This window comes from Clostridium sp. AF32-12BH, from assembly GCF_003477935.1.
Classification (GTDB): Bacteria; Bacillota; Clostridia; order Lachnospirales; family Lachnospiraceae; genus Brotaphodocola.
In genome coordinates, this window is record NZ_QUEH01000001.1 from 210,354 (window position 1) to 225,067 (window position 14,714).

Below are 14,714 nucleotides of genomic sequence, written 5' to 3' on the forward strand. Positions count from 1 at the left end.
CCTTTCTGACAGGCAAACATCCAGGCATCAGACGTTCTCGGTTTCCACAAGAAAAAAGGAGAATCATAAAGTTATGAACAAACATTGCAATTTACTGGCTGTATTATCCACCGCGGCAGCAATGTCAGCGGCAACCCCTGCACTCGCGCTTTCCATTCCGGGCAGCGTTTCCACCGTTCTGGCAGCAACTGCCGGATGGCTCACGGAAGACGGAGAACTCCGCTACAAGGACAGCGAAGGCTACTACCTGACCGATTCCTGGAAAAAGAAAGATGGCGAGTGGTATTACTTAAACGAAGACGGCTACCTTTCCCGTTCCTGCAAAATTGATGAATATTATGTAAACGAGGACGGCCGCCGCGTCATGAACCAGTGGATCAGCGAAGCAAACGAGGATGAGTGGGATTCTGACGCCCCGGATACTTACTGGTACTACTATGGAAAAGACGGAAGAAGCGTCATCTCCAAATGGCAGGAGATTGACGGAAAGAATTACTATTTTAACGAAGAAGGCCACATGCAGACCGGCATGCTGGAATTAGACGGTTTTACCTACTACCTCGGAGAAGAAGGCGACGGCGTCATGAAAACCGGCTGGATCGAACTGGAAAATGAAGACGAGGAGCTGGATCAGGATACCGTATGGCATTTTTTTGACAACAATGGCCGTATGGTCATGAACCAGATCGACCGCAAGATTGCCGGTTCCTACTACACCTTCCAGAACGGGATCCTGCAGACCGGATGGTTCCGGGTACCGGAAAGTGTTGCTGACAGCGCAGCAAATGCTGCTCTAGCTGCTGACGACACAAACTCTGAGATCAGCGCAGACACAGCCGACAGTTCTGTTTCCACTGACATCGCAAGCGCAAAAAACAGCTCAGATGCTGAAACCGCAAGCAATGCCAACGCTGAGACAGTCAATCACACCGACAACATTGACAACGTCCAGGTCACTGCTCCGCTCATCGCATCCTACCAGTTCTACGAGGCAGACGGAAAGCGCGGAAACGGCTGGTACCAGATGGAAGGTGCACCGGAGATCAGCGAAGAAGGCGAGACCTTTATCTTCTATATGAAGAATGGTCGTCCTTACTACGCAACCCAGGGTGTACAGGTCTTCACAGTCGATGGAAAACGCTTCGGCTTCAATGACCGTGGCGAACTGCAGACCGGACTTCAGAGTGTCATTACCGAAGACGGACAGATCTGCAATTACTACTTTGGTACTGACGGTATCATGAAGACCGGCAAGCAGACCATCTACGATGAAGATCTCGGTGAAAACCAGACCTGGTTCTTCTACACCGACGGCGGAAACAAGGGACGCGGGTTCCACGGCGTCCGCGACAACAATGTTTACGTGCAGGGACTCCGCCAGGATGCAGACCGCGACCTGCGTTTTGCTCCTGCCCAGTTAGACGGCGTATCCTACCTGGTCGGTACCAATGGTGCCATTCAGAAAGCATCTTCCTCCTCCAAGTCTGCAATAAGATCTGATCTTGGAAGCGGCTATAAAGATGTCAAAGACTCCAACGATAAAATCTGGACCGTTGACGTCAATGGAATCATCCAGGAATAAAAACCATAAACCGCAACCTGAAATTAAACAAAAGGACATTCCTGTACAAACGAAAAAAGTAAAAATATTTCATCCGTTCACACAAAGAGGGCATGTCACCGGCATGTCCTCTTCTCTTTGTTCTTTTCCATTTGTTCTTTTCCCTGATCTTCTCACTGCCTCCTCTCTTCATCTTCTCTCTGTTCATAACGTTTTTCTTACGATTCCACCTATTTCCTTACAATCCCGCCTTTCCTCTTGTCAGCAGAAAACATGGCTGTTATAATGAATTTGCAGAGAGAGAAAGGATGATCACTATGAAGAAAAAAACAGGACTCACCCTCATCTTAACCATCCTGTGTTTTCTGATGAGCGCATTCCCTGCTATGGCAGGTGAGTGGCACAAAACCGCAGAAGATCAATATCAATATATCAAAGACGACGGAACCAAGGCAACCGGTCTTCTGGAACTGAAGGACGGCACTTATTACCTCGACGAGAAAGGCAACCGTAAAACCTCCTACTGGCTTCGCTACAAAGGCGACTGGTATTTCTTCGGAGAAGACGGACAAATGGTTACCGACGCCTGGGTCGACAATTACCATGTTGACTCCGATGGACAGATGGATAAGATGCGTTAGGCGAAAAAACAGGGCAACAGATTTCCCTATTTGAAATCTGTTGCCCTGTTTTTATTATGTCTCTCACCAAACCAGACCTATCCCAGCAGGATCAGCCGCGCTACTGCCAACGGATCATCCTCCGGGAACGACTGGACGCAAACCATGATATCCCGCACCAGTTGTCCCTCGATACCAAGCATGGAGGCGATTTCCTCTGCCTGATGTCCTGCCCCGGAAAGCTCCATGACCTGTTTTACCTGTGCAGACATTTCTTCCAGCTGTCCGGCAATCCCAGTTCCAGCTGACAAACCAGACTGGTTTTCCGGTGCTTCCTCTGGCTCCAGGAAATCCTCCAGACGAAGTTCCTTCTTTCCATCTTCTTCCTTATAATATGCTTCTGACAGTTCCCAGTCTTCCTGCTGTCCCGTTATATTTTTCTTTTGCATCATGCTCTCTCCTTTACCCTTCCATCTGCCGCCCCAGAAAACCGGCGGCAATGGAAACCAGCTTAAGTTCCGTATCTCCCGGCTTTGTTTTTGGATCGCGGCTCAAAAGTGCAACCGCTCCGATCGAGTCACCCTCACAGATGATCGGCGCGATCACCTCTGCGGTCACTCCGTCTATCTCATCTCCCGCAACCGGAATAAAGTTCTTGCTATCCCGTTCTGCCACAATGGTTTCCCGCTCATGAATCGCCTGCTCCAACGGCTTACTGATCATCTTCTGCAGCACGTCTTTTTTCGGGCCGCCGGAAACCGCGATCACCTGATCCCGGTCTGTGATACAGACCAGCATGCCGGTGGACTGCGCCATCGCATCCGCGTACTGCGTGGCAAATGCTGCCAGCTCCACCATGGGAGAATATTTTTTCAGGATGATTTCTCCCTCGCGGTCTGTAAAAATCTCCAGCGGAGTTCCCTCCCGCAGTCTCAGTGTCCTTCGTATCTCCTTCGGAATCACGACACGTCCCAGATCATCGATCCTTCTCACAATTCCTGTAGCTTTCATAATGTTCCTCCTGCATACCGCTTACTCTGTCAAGAAACGGTTCATACCGCTTCTTAACATCCTTTCCATATCGTGTGTCTTATGGACAGTATGTGGAAACATCTGAAATTTATGCATAAATTCTGGTCAAAAACCGGATTCGACCATCAATATCCGGTACCAATGATCTGCTCCAGCGTGGTAAACAGCGCCTGCACGTCCACCGGCTTTGCAATGTGACCGTCCATCCCTGCTGCAAACGCTTTCTTCCGGTCTTCCTCAAACGCATTTGCCGTTATGGCAATGACCGGAATCTTGCGGTACCCATTCTTCATGGCACGAATCGCTCTGGTGGCTTCATAGCCGTCCATGTTCGGCATCTGAATATCCATCAATACTGCATCGTAATAATGCTCCGGTGCGCTGTTTAACAGTTCCAGACACCGTACACCATCTTCCGCACGCTCAGTCTTTACCCCATGCTCTTCCAGTATCGTCATGGCAATCTCCGCGTTTAAGTCATTGTCCTCTGCCAGAAGAATGCGTTTTCCATGAAGATTCTCCGCCATGATCTCTTTCTGCTTCTCCAGACTCTTTTGAATCTGACCTTCCGAAGCGATCGGGAAGGACAGGTAAATGAGAATTGTAGTTCCCACGTTCACCTGACTTTTTACAACGATTCTGCCATCCATCAGATCGATGAGGGTCTTTACGATCGGAAGTCCCAGACCGGCACCCAGCACTTTACTTTCTGTGCTGCTCCGCTCCCTGGTAAACTCCTCGAAAATATGCGGCAGATACTCTTCACTCATGCCAATTCCGGTATCTTCTACCAGAATCCGGTAAGAAGCATACTCCGGATGTTCTGGCTCTGTTTCCGTGATCGTAAGGGTCACCGTTCCGCCCTCCGGCGTATATTTGATGGCATTGCTCACAATGTTCATAAGAATTTCCCGAAGTTTGGTCTTATCACAAAGCACATATTCATGCTTCTGCTCTAACGTACATTGGAATTTCAGGTTTTTCTGTACTACTACCGGTTCAAATGCTGCCTGTACCGCATCCATGAGCCGTCTTAACTGACCCACCTCCGTTTTCAGCGTCGTTTTTCCGCTCTCAATCCGCGCTATCTCCAGCACGTAATTGATGAGGGAAAGCAGCATTTCGCTGGAGGAACGGATTTTTTCGATATACTCGCTCACCCGGTCTTTTTCATCCAGATGCTTCTCCAGAAGATTGGAAAAACCAATAATCGCATTCATCGGTGTCCGGATATCATGGCTCATGTTGAAAAGGAACCGGCTTTTTGCTTCGCTTGCCGCCTCGGCGCGCTTGGCCGCCTCTTCCATTTCCATGGAATGGAGCACATCTTTTCTGCGCCACTGCTCAAACTGCCAGTACACAACCGTCAGAAGAAATGCCATGCTTCCTGCCAGAATCAATTCCGCAATCCTCTGGGTCCGGGTGATCCAGCCGTTTTTCGGTACAATTTCAAAATACCAGGTATCATTTGGAACGGCACAAGGCACCTGATACGTATCCCCCTTTGCAGGTGTGGTGCACTGCGCAATGACGATCTGTTCTTCTGTCTCCAGGTTTTTCTTCCAGATCTGGTAATGATAAGACGCATCTTCCAGACGGTCCAGGTCAATTTCCTCCAAAAAACGCTCCCAGTTGATCACCAGAATGGAAAATCCCCAGAACCGGGACTGACCATCCTGATCCGGCAAATAGATCGGATCAAACAAAAGTGCTCCCGTACCGCCCTGCCGCAGCGCAAACGGTCCGGCAATGGTATACTGTCCGCTGTCCCGTGCCAGCCGTGCTTCTTTGCGGCGCGCCGGATGCTCCAGCATATTTAAGCCCATGGCTTCCTCATTGCCCTCAAGCGGATAAATCCGGTTTACGATGCCATCTTTTGCGAGCTCATGTGCCTCAATCACATGATTTTCATCCTGCATCAGAGCGGAAAGAATGTCAAATTCTTCCTCAGTCACCTCATAGCCGCTCTCCAGCATCCGCTTCATCAGATTGGACTCTGCCAGATATTTATTCAGTTGAGATTCGACCCGGCTTACCGTAGATTCCGCGGTAAATGCCGCCTGGATTTTTTCATCGTTTTCCTGATTTTTATTCACCAGACTGGCACAGCCAAGAACTGCCAGAAATGTGAGCATAAATACCATCACGATACGCAAAAAAGCCATTTTTTTGTTCTGTATAAGAAATCTTTGCACAACAGAACCTTGTTCTTCCTGTGCTTCCTGCTTTTTCAATTCATCTTTCATCTTACTGTTTTGTCCCACTTGTCTTTTCATTTTCCTGCCGCATTGCACCGTCCTGCTATGCTTCGTGCTCTGTCTGCGATTCCCCGCCCGGCTGCGCCTTCTCCCTGCGGTAGTTTGCAAGCACTTCTTTCATCTGCCGGCTCTCAAGGGGCTTTGCCAGATGCTCATTCATGCCTGCCTCAAACGCACGCTTACGGTCCTCCGCAAATGCATTGGCTGTCATGGCAATGATCGGAATTGTTTTCGCATCTTCCCGGTCAAGCGCACGGATCGCCCTGGTTGCCTCAAATCCATCCATGACCGGCATCATCACATCCATAAGGATCACATCGAACGTTCCCGGTGCAGAAGCCTGAAAACATTCCAGGGCTTCTTTTCCGTTCATGGCACGGCTTAGTACTGCCCCGGCACTCTCTAAGACAAACTGGGCAATTTCCATGTTCAGTTCATTGTCTTCCGCGATCAGGATATGCATGCCGCAGATCGATGTGTTCTTTTCTTCCGGCACCATGTTTTCCCGTGCTGCGGCATTCTGATCAATCTTTAAGGGCACTGTGAGATAAAACGTACTGCCCACGCCTGGTTCGCTCTCAAAAGTAATGGTACCACCCATTTTTTCTATCAGGTTCTTTACAATGGCGAGGCCCAGACCGGTGCCGCCGTAGGAAGTCCGCGCTGTATTGGATTCCTGCACAAACGGGTCAAACACGTGCTTTTGGAACTCCGGTGTCATGCCGATACCGGTATCCCGGCAGATAAATGCAATCTCGGCAATATCTTCCCGGTTGCTGATCTCCCGGCACTCCACAAAAATTTTTCCTTTATCCTTATTATATTTCACGGCATTGCTCATGATATTCATATAAAGCCGTTTCAGATGAAGGGGACTGCCAAGCAGATGCCAGTGACGGACTTCATATTCCCGGACCACGATCTCGATTCCACGCTCTCTCGCCTGTTTGGATACGATTTCTACCATGCCATCCAAAAGTTCTTTCAGTTCAAACGGCCGCTCCTCCAGGGTTACTTCTCCGGATTCCAGCTTTCCCATATCCAGTACATCGTTGATCAGTTCCAGTAAAAAGCCCGATGCCTCCCGTATTTTATTCCGGCACTCCGTCTGCTTTTTCAGGTCATCCTGATAATAATCCGCCATCTCCAGCATACCGCGGATTCCGTTGATCGGAGTCCGGATATCATGGCTCATGCGCTGTAAAAATTCCGTTTTCGCATGATTTGCCCGCTGTGCCTCCCTGGCTTTTTCCTCCAGATTTTTCTGGTATTCCCAGTCACGGCGACTCTGCTCCTGCTGGTACTCCTTTGCCGCTTTCTGACGCAGCACCAGCGCCACCAGAAGCACCAACGTATACAAAATCAGAACAGAAAATACGTTGGATTTCAAATTTGTAAAAATAGAAGCTTCATTAAAATACACATAAATATAGTAATTCCGCCCAACAGCCCGGCCGCCATAGTAGCCGGCAGAATCCGCATGAATATGGATCAGCTCACCAGCCCGCTCATCCTGACCGCGCAGCTGCGCAAGGACCGGCTGGTCTTCCACCTGCATCCCAACCAGGTTTTCTTTATTCGATGCAATGATCCGGTTTCCATCGGTAATGGCTATGGTACTGCTTGCATAGGCACTGTAACCGGAAAGCACACTCTGGATCGACAGCTTATAATTCCGGCTGTACTGAAGCGGCGTGTGATAATAACACACAACCACACCCGGCATATTTCTGCGCGCAGTTGCTGCCAGATCCGTCAGGGAACCATCGGAAATATCCAACCGGGTCGTATAATATTTCAGTGGATAACGGGCAGCATTCAGAAGCGCCTCTTTTTTCAAATGCTCTTCCAGTTCGTCCCAGCCTTCATCATTCTGGCGATATTCACAGGTAATGTTTCCTTCTGGGTCCAGAAGAACAATTCCAGTCAGACGAAGATCTTCCGCACAAGCCTTCAGCACTTCCTCGTTCACATGATCTCCCACCAGTTCCAGGTCCCTTCGCACCTGGCGCACCCGCTCTACCATACGGTCCAGGCTCTTGGTCGTACTGTCTGCGTTGAATTTATCGCAGATGATATACTGACCGCCAACATAATTGATGGTATCCTGCATAACCCAGGCTGCACGTCTTAAATCCGCACGGTATGAGACAAAACCAACGCCGCAAAGAATCATAACACCAAGCAGCATCATAACACGGAAAAATCGTTTATCCTGAAAAACCAGCTTATTAATCTTCACTTTGCCCTACCTCCAGATATTTTTCCGCATCTGGCAGATAGTGCCCTATGATCTGTGCGGATGTCCCATCACGCCGCATCTGCTCCAGCGTTTCTGACAGCTGCCCGGCAAGCTGCCGGTCATCGTCCCGGTCGAATGCCACTCCGATTCCGGTCGTCAGGATTTCCTCGTCCAGAATGCGGAAATCTGCCCCGTAGTCTTTCATGTACTGGGCTATGGCAGTCTCGTGGGCCGCGATAGCATCCACATACCCTTTTCCCAATGCTGTGTAGATCAGTTCCCGATCCTCAAAGCTGTATACACCGCCCACTTCCGGAATTTTGCCCTCATGCTTTAAGAATATATCCTCCGGCTTTGTGGTCGACTGGACTGCGATCATCTTTCCCTTCAGGTCATCCAGATGGTAGATCTCGCTGCGCCGGTCCACAGCCACAACCTGGCGGCTTACCATATACGGTCCAGCCCAGAGATAACGGTCCTCCCGCCCATTCATCGAAAAACAGCCCCAGACACAATCCACGGCTTTTTCCTTCAAAAGACGGTCTTTTTCCTCCCAGTCTATGCCGACAAACACAGCCTGGTAGCCCATCCGCCCAAACGCCTCCCGCGCCAGTTCCACATCGATTCCGGTTGGGGAACCATTTTCATCCATATAATTATAGGGCGGGTATACATCACTTCCTACGATGATTTCCGGACGATGATCCACCTGTCTGGTCCCAATCGTCGAAGAAGTACAGCCACAGACTAGACACGCTCCCAGCCATGTCAACACCAGAATCCTGAACATTTTTTTCATATCACCAGTTCCTTTTTTCCTGATATTTCTGAACTGCCACACATTTTATAGAAATATCAGGGATTTTCATTCCTTACTTCCTATCATTATAAAAAAAACCAATGCGTTTTGTCCATTGCGTTTTCCGGTAACGTCGTTCATTTTCTGACAAAAGCATGCACGGAAATGACAAATATTTTTTTTGTCTTGTCATCCGTTATTCCAAAGTCTCCGAACCCGTGACTTCCCTGTTCTCCCCGGTCTGCACAGTTCCAGGCTCAGCCAGCGCTCCTAACTGTCCAAGCATCGTCCGCGCAAGCTCCATTATCGCCACGCAGTCCTTCTGTTTATTTCTGCGGTCCACATATAAGAAATACGGCTGCTCCGTCATGGCAAACTTCAAATCTCCGCCATAGGAAGCTACAAAATCCGGGATTCCCTCTGTATTTAACTTCGCATTCTGGTACATGGTAAGGCGGATTTCCTGCCGGTTGATGCGCACCTCGGTCACATACGCCCTGTGCGCCATCGCTTTTAAGAGCGCTACCTGCAAAAGATTTGCCACCGCCTTCGGAATATCGCCGAAACGGTCCAGCAGCTCATCCTGCATGTCCAGGTACTCTTCCTCATTCTCAATGCCGGAAATACGCTTGTACACATCCAGCTTCTGATACTCATTCTTAATATAGGAAACCGGAATGTAGGCATCCACATCGCACTCCACCGTGGAAGTAAAGTCTTCCGTCTCGTCCCGGCGCCCCTGGATCGCCTGCACGGCCTGGTTCAACAGCTTACAGTAAAGATCGTAGCCCACCGCTTCCATGTGACCATGCTGCTCCGCACCGAGGACATTGCCCGCGCCGCGGATCTCTAAGTCCCGCATGGCGATCTTGACACCGGAGCCAAGCTCCGTAAATTCACGGATCGCCTGCAGACGCTTCTCCGCCTCTTCTTTTAACAGCTTGTCACGCTTATACATCAAAAATGCATAAGAAGTCCGACTGGAACGTCCCACACGACCGCGCAGCTGATACAGCTGGGACAGACCCATGCGGTCCGCATCCTGGATGATCATGGTGTTGGCATTGGGGATATCCAGCCCCGTTTCAATGATCGTGGTGGATACCAGCACATCGATGTCGCCGTTCACAAAGTCAAGCAGGATCTGCTCTAACTTATGCTCCGGCATCTGCCCGTGCGCATAAACGACCGTGGCATCCGGCACCAGTTCCTGCACATGATGCGCCACTTCCTCGATGTCCTTTACCCGGTTGTATACATAGTAAACCTGTCCGCCGCGCGCCAGCTCCCGGTTCACTGCCTCGCGGACCATCTCATCGTTATGCTCCATGACGTAGGTCTGGATCGGTACACGGTCCACCGGCGGCTCCTCCAGCACACTCATATCGCGGATGCCGACCAGGCTCATGTGCAGCGTCCGTGGGATCGGTGTTGCTGTTAAAGTCAGCACATCGACATTTTCCTTCATCTGCTTGATTTTTTCCTTGTGCGCCACGCCGAAGCGCTGCTCCTCATCGATGATCAGAAGACCAAGATCCTTGAATTTCACATCCTTGGAAAGCACACGGTGGGTACCGATGACAATGTCCACCTGCCCTTTTTTCAGATCCTCAATCGTCTTTTTGATCTGCCCCGGCGTGCGGAAACGCGACATAAGCTCAATGCGCACCGGGAAATCCTTCATGCGCTGCACAAAGGTATTGTAATGCTGCTGCGCGAGAATGGTCGTCGGCACCAGGTATACTACCTGCTTGCTCTCCTGCACCGCCTTAAAGGCCGCGCGAAGGGCAATCTCGGTCTTGCCGTAGCCCACGTCCCCGCAGATCAGACGGTCCATGATCCGGCGGCTTTCCATATCGCGCTTCGTATCCTCGATCGCCGTCAACTGATCCTCCGTCTCCTCGTAAGGGAATAATTCTTCAAACTCCTGCTGCCATACCGTATCCTCGCCGTACTGGTAACCGCCCAGCTCCCGGCGTGCCGCATAAAGCTGCACCAGATCCAGTGCGATTTCCTTCACGGCCGTCTTGACCTTCGCCTTCGTGCGGTTCCACTGCTCCCCGCCCAGCTTGTTTAACTTCGGTGCCTTTGCATCGGATCCCGCATACTTCTGGATGCCATCCAGCCGGGTTGCCGGAAGATAGAGACTTCCATTGTCCGCATACTCCACCTTCAGGTAATCCTTCACGACACCGTCGCGCTCAATCTTCTCGATTCCGCGGTAAATACCAAGACCGTGATCCTCATGCACCACATAGTCCCCCACGGAAAGTTCGGTAAAGCTCTGGATCTTCTTGCCCTCGTACGAAGTCTTCTTCCGCTTGCGCTTTTTCTTCTCCTTGCCGAACATATCGCCTTCGGTGATGACCGCAAACTTGATCTGCGGGTACGCAAAACCGCGGTGCAGGTTTCCGAAGGTCACCAGGATCTCGCCCGGCTGCACCTGCCGCTCCTCATCGTCCGTGCAGAACGCACTTAAGTCATACTCCCGCAGGTCCTCCGCCAGACGGCTGGCACGCGTGCGGGAACCCGACAACAGGATCACCCGGTAGCGTTCCTTTTTCCAGCTGGTCAGATCCTTGATCAGCATCTCGAAGCTGTTCTGGTAAGAATTCATGTTCTTAACATCGAACGAGAACCGCGCCTCGGTCGTCATGCCCGGAAGCTTCTGCTCCAGGCCGGTCAGATAAACCGTATCCTTGCGCTGCGCCCTTGCCAGGATCTCTCGCGCCGAATACAAAATCCCCGTCTGCCCCGGAAGCAAATATCCCTTCTCCAGACGATGCTCCATGCTCTCCCGAAACTCCAGCTCCACAGCCTCGCCCTGCTCCTTTAACCGCAGCGGCTCGTCTAAAAAGATCATGCTGCGCTCCGGGTCAAAGTAATCCAGAAACGAAACCGTTTCCTTATTAAAATACGAAATCCAGGCATCCAGACCAGTCTGTGCCAGACCTTCCCCGATGCCCTCTGTCAATTCCTGTGTAATCTGGGTAATGCGGTACGCTTCCTCGGTGCTTCCCTGCTTTCTCAGCTTTTCCGCAAAGGTCTTCGCCTCTTTGCGGATGCGCTCCACACCTTCCTTTGCCTGCTTCTTCGTCAGCACGATTTCCGTAGCCGGATAGATGTCGATCTCATCTAACTGCTCGATGGAACGCTGACTCTCGATATCGAACGTGCGGATGGAGTCCACCTCGGTGTCCCACAGTTCAATGCGCACCGGAAGCTCCTCCGTCAGCGGATAAATATCGAGAATGCCGCCCCGCACGGAAAACTGCCCCATGCCGTCCACCTGCGCCATGCGCTCATAACCGAGCTCTGCCAGGCGGATTTTCCACGCCTCCAGATCCAGCTCCTGTCCCGCTTCCAGATGCAGCACCTGCTCTTTCATGCAGGCAAGCGGAAGCAAATGGTCCATCAGGCCGTCCATAGTGGTCACCACCACGCCGCCCGCATCCTCCATCAGATGACGCAGCACCTGCAGGCGCTCCCTTGTGATCAGGTTTCCATGGATATCCGCACTGTAAAACAGCAGGTCCTTCGCCGGATACAGCCACGCGTTCTCCGTAAAGCATCCGAAATCCTCATAAATCTCTTTCGCCCTGGCATCGTCATAGGTCACAACCAGCTTCCATGGACACTCCGCCATGGTCTCGTGCATCAGGTGCACCTTCTGGGAATCCAGACAGCCGCTGACCTGCACCGGTCCCTTCTTCTTTTTCAGACTCTCCTGAAGCTGTTCAAACTCCGCCAGCTCTGTAAGTGGATTTGCAAATCCTCTGCTCATGATACCTACTCCGCTTTCTTTTTGGCGTTATAATGATTCATGGCACGCTCCGCTCCTGTCGTCATCATCATGACAGCCGCCTCAGCCGCCTCTTGAAACGCCTCATCCATCACCTTCTGCTCCTCCGCGCCAAAGCGGCTCAGCACATAGTCCGCCAGATCCATCTTCGGCGGCTTCGCGCCGATGCCAACCTTAATGCGCGGAAACTCCTGCGTTCCCAGGTGCGCGATGATGTTCTTAATGCCATTGTGCCCGCCGGCACTTCCCTTTAACCGGATGCGCAGCTGCCCCGGTTCCAGGCTGATATCGTCATAAATGACAATGATCTCCTCCGGATCGATCTTGTAATAATCGACCGCCTCCCGGATGCTCTCGCCGCTTAAGTTCATAAAGGTCTGCGGCTTCAAAAGAAGGACCTTCTCCCCCTCAATGATACCCTTGCCGCACAGCGCCTTGTGCTTGCGGTCGCTTACATCAATATTGTATTTGTCGGCCAGCACATCGATCACCGAAAAGCCGACATTGTGTCTCGTTTTATCATATTCCCGTGTGGGATTCCCAAGTCCTGCAATTAAATACATCATTTTATCCTTCCTATAGTTGTTCCGCAATAACCCGGCACCGTTTTTTACAAAACGCGATTCCATATGCCAGAATATCACTGCGACCGTCATTTTTCAAACGGTCCGCATATCTTCGGTCTTTAATCTGCTCCATCGCCTTTTTACAGGCATTTTCCAAACCGGAAAAATCAGATGCGTACTTTAACTCAATCACAATTCCCATATCCGGATCTTCCGGTTCAATCAAAATATCACTGAATCCATCGCCAGACTCTGCATTTGACAAGATCAGCCAGTCAGACTCACTGCGCAGCAAGCCAAGCAGCAGCCCATGATAAAATATTTCTTTTTCCTCATTTCGTGCCTTTGTATCCAAAATGCTGATCATATTGTTCAGAATCCTTGTTAACTGCTTTTGAATTTCATCGGAATCCCGCTCCAGAAATGCCTTGCAAAATGTCTGCATGGATCCCGTTTCTTTTCTGATTTTTTCTTTAAACCACTCCTGTATCTGGGTGATATAAACCTCCCGCACCTCTCTGTTTGGAATAGCCAGCCGATAAATGCCATTTACAGGTTTTCCGATCCTTGTCAGATAACCGGTCGTAAACAGCACACTCCATAAATTGTCAATGCTCTGATCAATCTCGTCATACGTTAATTCCAGACGTATTTCTTTTTCCACGGATTCCCCGGCAATCAGTCGTTCCATTTCATCACGCGTTGTCTTATCTGCCCTGTTCACAAACCGCTTCACCAGATCATTCCCGCTGGTATTGATCCAGTAGGATTGCGGCTGCGCCCCCGGTTCTCCGCGAAGCCTGTCCACATGATTGATCACATCCCATGGACAATAAACATCTGCACCGCCAATATGATATCCATCGTACCATTCTTTTGTTTCCGCCTGATGTTCTTCCAGGTGATACGTCTCCAACAATTCTGACACTTCCTGTTCCGTAAAGCCAAATTGTTCATCAAAACGGGCATCCGTAATAGCGAGTACTTTAAAATTATTCAGTCCTGTAAAAATACTTTCCTTCGATACCCGCAGACATCCCGTCAATACCGCAAACTGCAGCGCATCATTGGTTTTTAAAGCCTGTCCGAATACTCCACGGATCAGTGAAACCATTTCCTTATAATAGCCATGCTGGAATGCTTTGTCCAGTGGAACATCGTATTCATCTATCAATATTATGGTTTTCTGTCCGTAATGTCTATATAAAAGCTGTGACAGTAGCTGCAGACTGGACACAAGAATTGTCTCATCCATAGTATAACGCCCATGGTCAAGCGCAATCAGGGCCTGATACCTGCTTTTTTCATTTTCAGAAAGCTTTTTACTATCTGACAAAAATAAAAAGCGCTCCGCTTCCGCAGCAACCAGTTCTGTCAGGCGATACTTTGCATCTGCAAAAGTAAGACCATCCACATTCTTCAAAGAAAAAAACACCACCGGAAACCTTCCCATATAGGCATTGCAAAGTTCCTGATTTTTTGAAATGTCCAAACCGTCAAACAAAGAACGATCTGCTCCTATTTCAAAAAAACAGCGAAGCATGCTCATATTCAAAGTCTTTCCAAAACGGCGCGGCCTGGTAAACAGATTCACCTCTCCCCACTGTTCCAGAAGCTGCTCGATCAATGTGGTTTTATCCACATAATAAAATCCATCTTTCCGGATTTTCTCGAAGCTGTCTACCCCCACCGGCAATTTTAATAATGACGATTTCATGGCTCACATTCCCTTCTATGCTGCTTTCTGTAAACATGGTTTTTATGAATATAGAATAGCAAAATTCGGAATGTATTGCAATGAGAACGGCTCGACAAACTTTTAGATACCAGAAAA

Annotated in this window: 10 protein-coding genes; 2 read left to right on the forward strand and 8 right to left on the reverse strand. The window is 50.0% G+C overall.

The annotated features are described in order from the left end of the window. The first annotated feature begins 73 nt into the window (after window positions 1-73). The gene (locus tag DWZ40_RS01040) at window positions 74-1,582 is read left to right on the forward strand and encodes a cell wall-binding protein (RefSeq protein ID WP_118540290.1); all 1,509 of its coding nucleotides are present in this window, start codon (window positions 74-76) and stop codon (window positions 1,580-1,582) included. Between the two features lie 296 nt (window positions 1,583-1,878). Next, window positions 1,879-2,202: a hypothetical protein gene (locus DWZ40_RS19315; protein WP_182430481.1), complete on the forward strand. Its 324-nt coding sequence runs from the start codon at window positions 1,879-1,881 to the stop codon at window positions 2,200-2,202. 77 nt (window positions 2,203-2,279) lie between these two features. On the opposite strand, the gene DWZ40_RS01050 is transcribed toward DWZ40_RS19315, so the two are convergent. From DWZ40_RS01050 to DWZ40_RS01085, 8 genes are all read right to left on the reverse strand, one after another. After that, a complete protein-coding gene (locus DWZ40_RS01050) occupies window positions 2,280-2,633 on the reverse strand; it encodes a hypothetical protein (protein WP_147354118.1) in 354 nt (117 codons plus the stop codon). 10 nt (window positions 2,634-2,643) lie between these two features. Next, window positions 2,644-3,192 (reverse strand): stage V sporulation protein T, encoded by a 549-nt coding sequence (gene spoVT, locus DWZ40_RS01055; protein WP_118540293.1) that lies wholly within the window; start codon window positions 3,190-3,192, stop codon window positions 2,644-2,646. Window positions 3,193-3,338: 146 nt separating this feature from the next. Then, window positions 3,339-5,489: an ATP-binding protein gene (locus tag DWZ40_RS01060; RefSeq protein WP_243035143.1), complete on the reverse strand. Its 2,151-nt coding sequence runs from the start codon at window positions 5,487-5,489 to the stop codon at window positions 3,339-3,341. 25 nt (window positions 5,490-5,514) lie between these two features. Beyond that, window positions 5,515-7,713 carry an ATP-binding protein gene (locus DWZ40_RS01065; protein ID WP_118540295.1) on the reverse strand — a complete coding sequence of 733 codons (2,199 nt, stop codon included), beginning with the start codon at window positions 7,711-7,713 and terminating at the stop codon, window positions 5,515-5,517. Then, entirely contained in the window at window positions 7,703-8,512 is an 810-nt protein-coding gene (locus DWZ40_RS01070; protein WP_118540388.1) for a transporter substrate-binding domain-containing protein, read from the reverse strand. The genes DWZ40_RS01065 and DWZ40_RS01070 overlap by 11 nt, the downstream gene beginning before the upstream one ends. Before the next feature lie 196 nt (window positions 8,513-8,708). Next, on the reverse strand, window positions 8,709-12,296 hold the full coding sequence (gene mfd / locus DWZ40_RS01075) for a transcription-repair coupling factor (protein ID WP_118540296.1): 3,588 nt from the start codon (window positions 12,294-12,296) through the stop codon (window positions 8,709-8,711). A 5-nt stretch (window positions 12,297-12,301) separates the two neighbouring features. Further along, window positions 12,302-12,877, reverse strand: a complete 576-nt coding sequence (gene pth / locus DWZ40_RS01080) for an aminoacyl-tRNA hydrolase (protein ID WP_118540389.1) — start codon at window positions 12,875-12,877, stop codon at window positions 12,302-12,304. 13 nt (window positions 12,878-12,890) lie between these two features. Then, entirely contained in the window at window positions 12,891-14,597 is a 1,707-nt protein-coding gene (locus tag DWZ40_RS01085; RefSeq protein WP_118540297.1) for an AAA family ATPase, read from the reverse strand. Between the last annotated feature and the right edge of the window lie 117 nt (window positions 14,598-14,714).

Excerpts from the sequence above, each read along its gene's own strand:
- spoVT (WP_118540293.1), bottom strand. The coding sequence starts at position 3,192 with ATGAAAGCTACAGGAATTGTGAGAAGGATCGATGATCTGGGACGTGTC.
- DWZ40_RS19315 (WP_182430481.1), top strand. The coding sequence starts at position 1,879 with ATGAAGAAAAAAACAGGACTCACCCTCATCTTAACCATCCTGTGTTTT.
- DWZ40_RS01040 (WP_118540290.1), top strand. The coding sequence starts at position 74 with ATGAACAAACATTGCAATTTACTGGCTGTATTATCCACCGCGGCAGCA.
- DWZ40_RS01070 (WP_118540388.1), bottom strand. The coding sequence starts at position 8,512 with ATGAAAAAAATGTTCAGGATTCTGGTGTTGACATGGCTGGGAGCGTGT.
- DWZ40_RS01085 (WP_118540297.1), bottom strand. The coding sequence starts at position 14,597 with ATGAAATCGTCATTATTAAAATTGCCGGTGGGGGTAGACAGCTTCGAG.
- mfd (WP_118540296.1), bottom strand. The coding sequence starts at position 12,296 with ATGAGCAGAGGATTTGCAAATCCACTTACAGAGCTGGCGGAGTTTGAA.
- DWZ40_RS01050 (WP_147354118.1), bottom strand. The coding sequence starts at position 2,633 with ATGATGCAAAAGAAAAATATAACGGGACAGCAGGAAGACTGGGAACTG.
- DWZ40_RS01060 (WP_243035143.1), bottom strand. The coding sequence starts at position 5,489 with ATGAAAAGACAAGTGGGACAAAACAGTAAGATGAAAGATGAATTGAAA.
- pth (WP_118540389.1), bottom strand. The coding sequence starts at position 12,877 with ATGTATTTAATTGCAGGACTTGGGAATCCCACACGGGAATATGATAAA.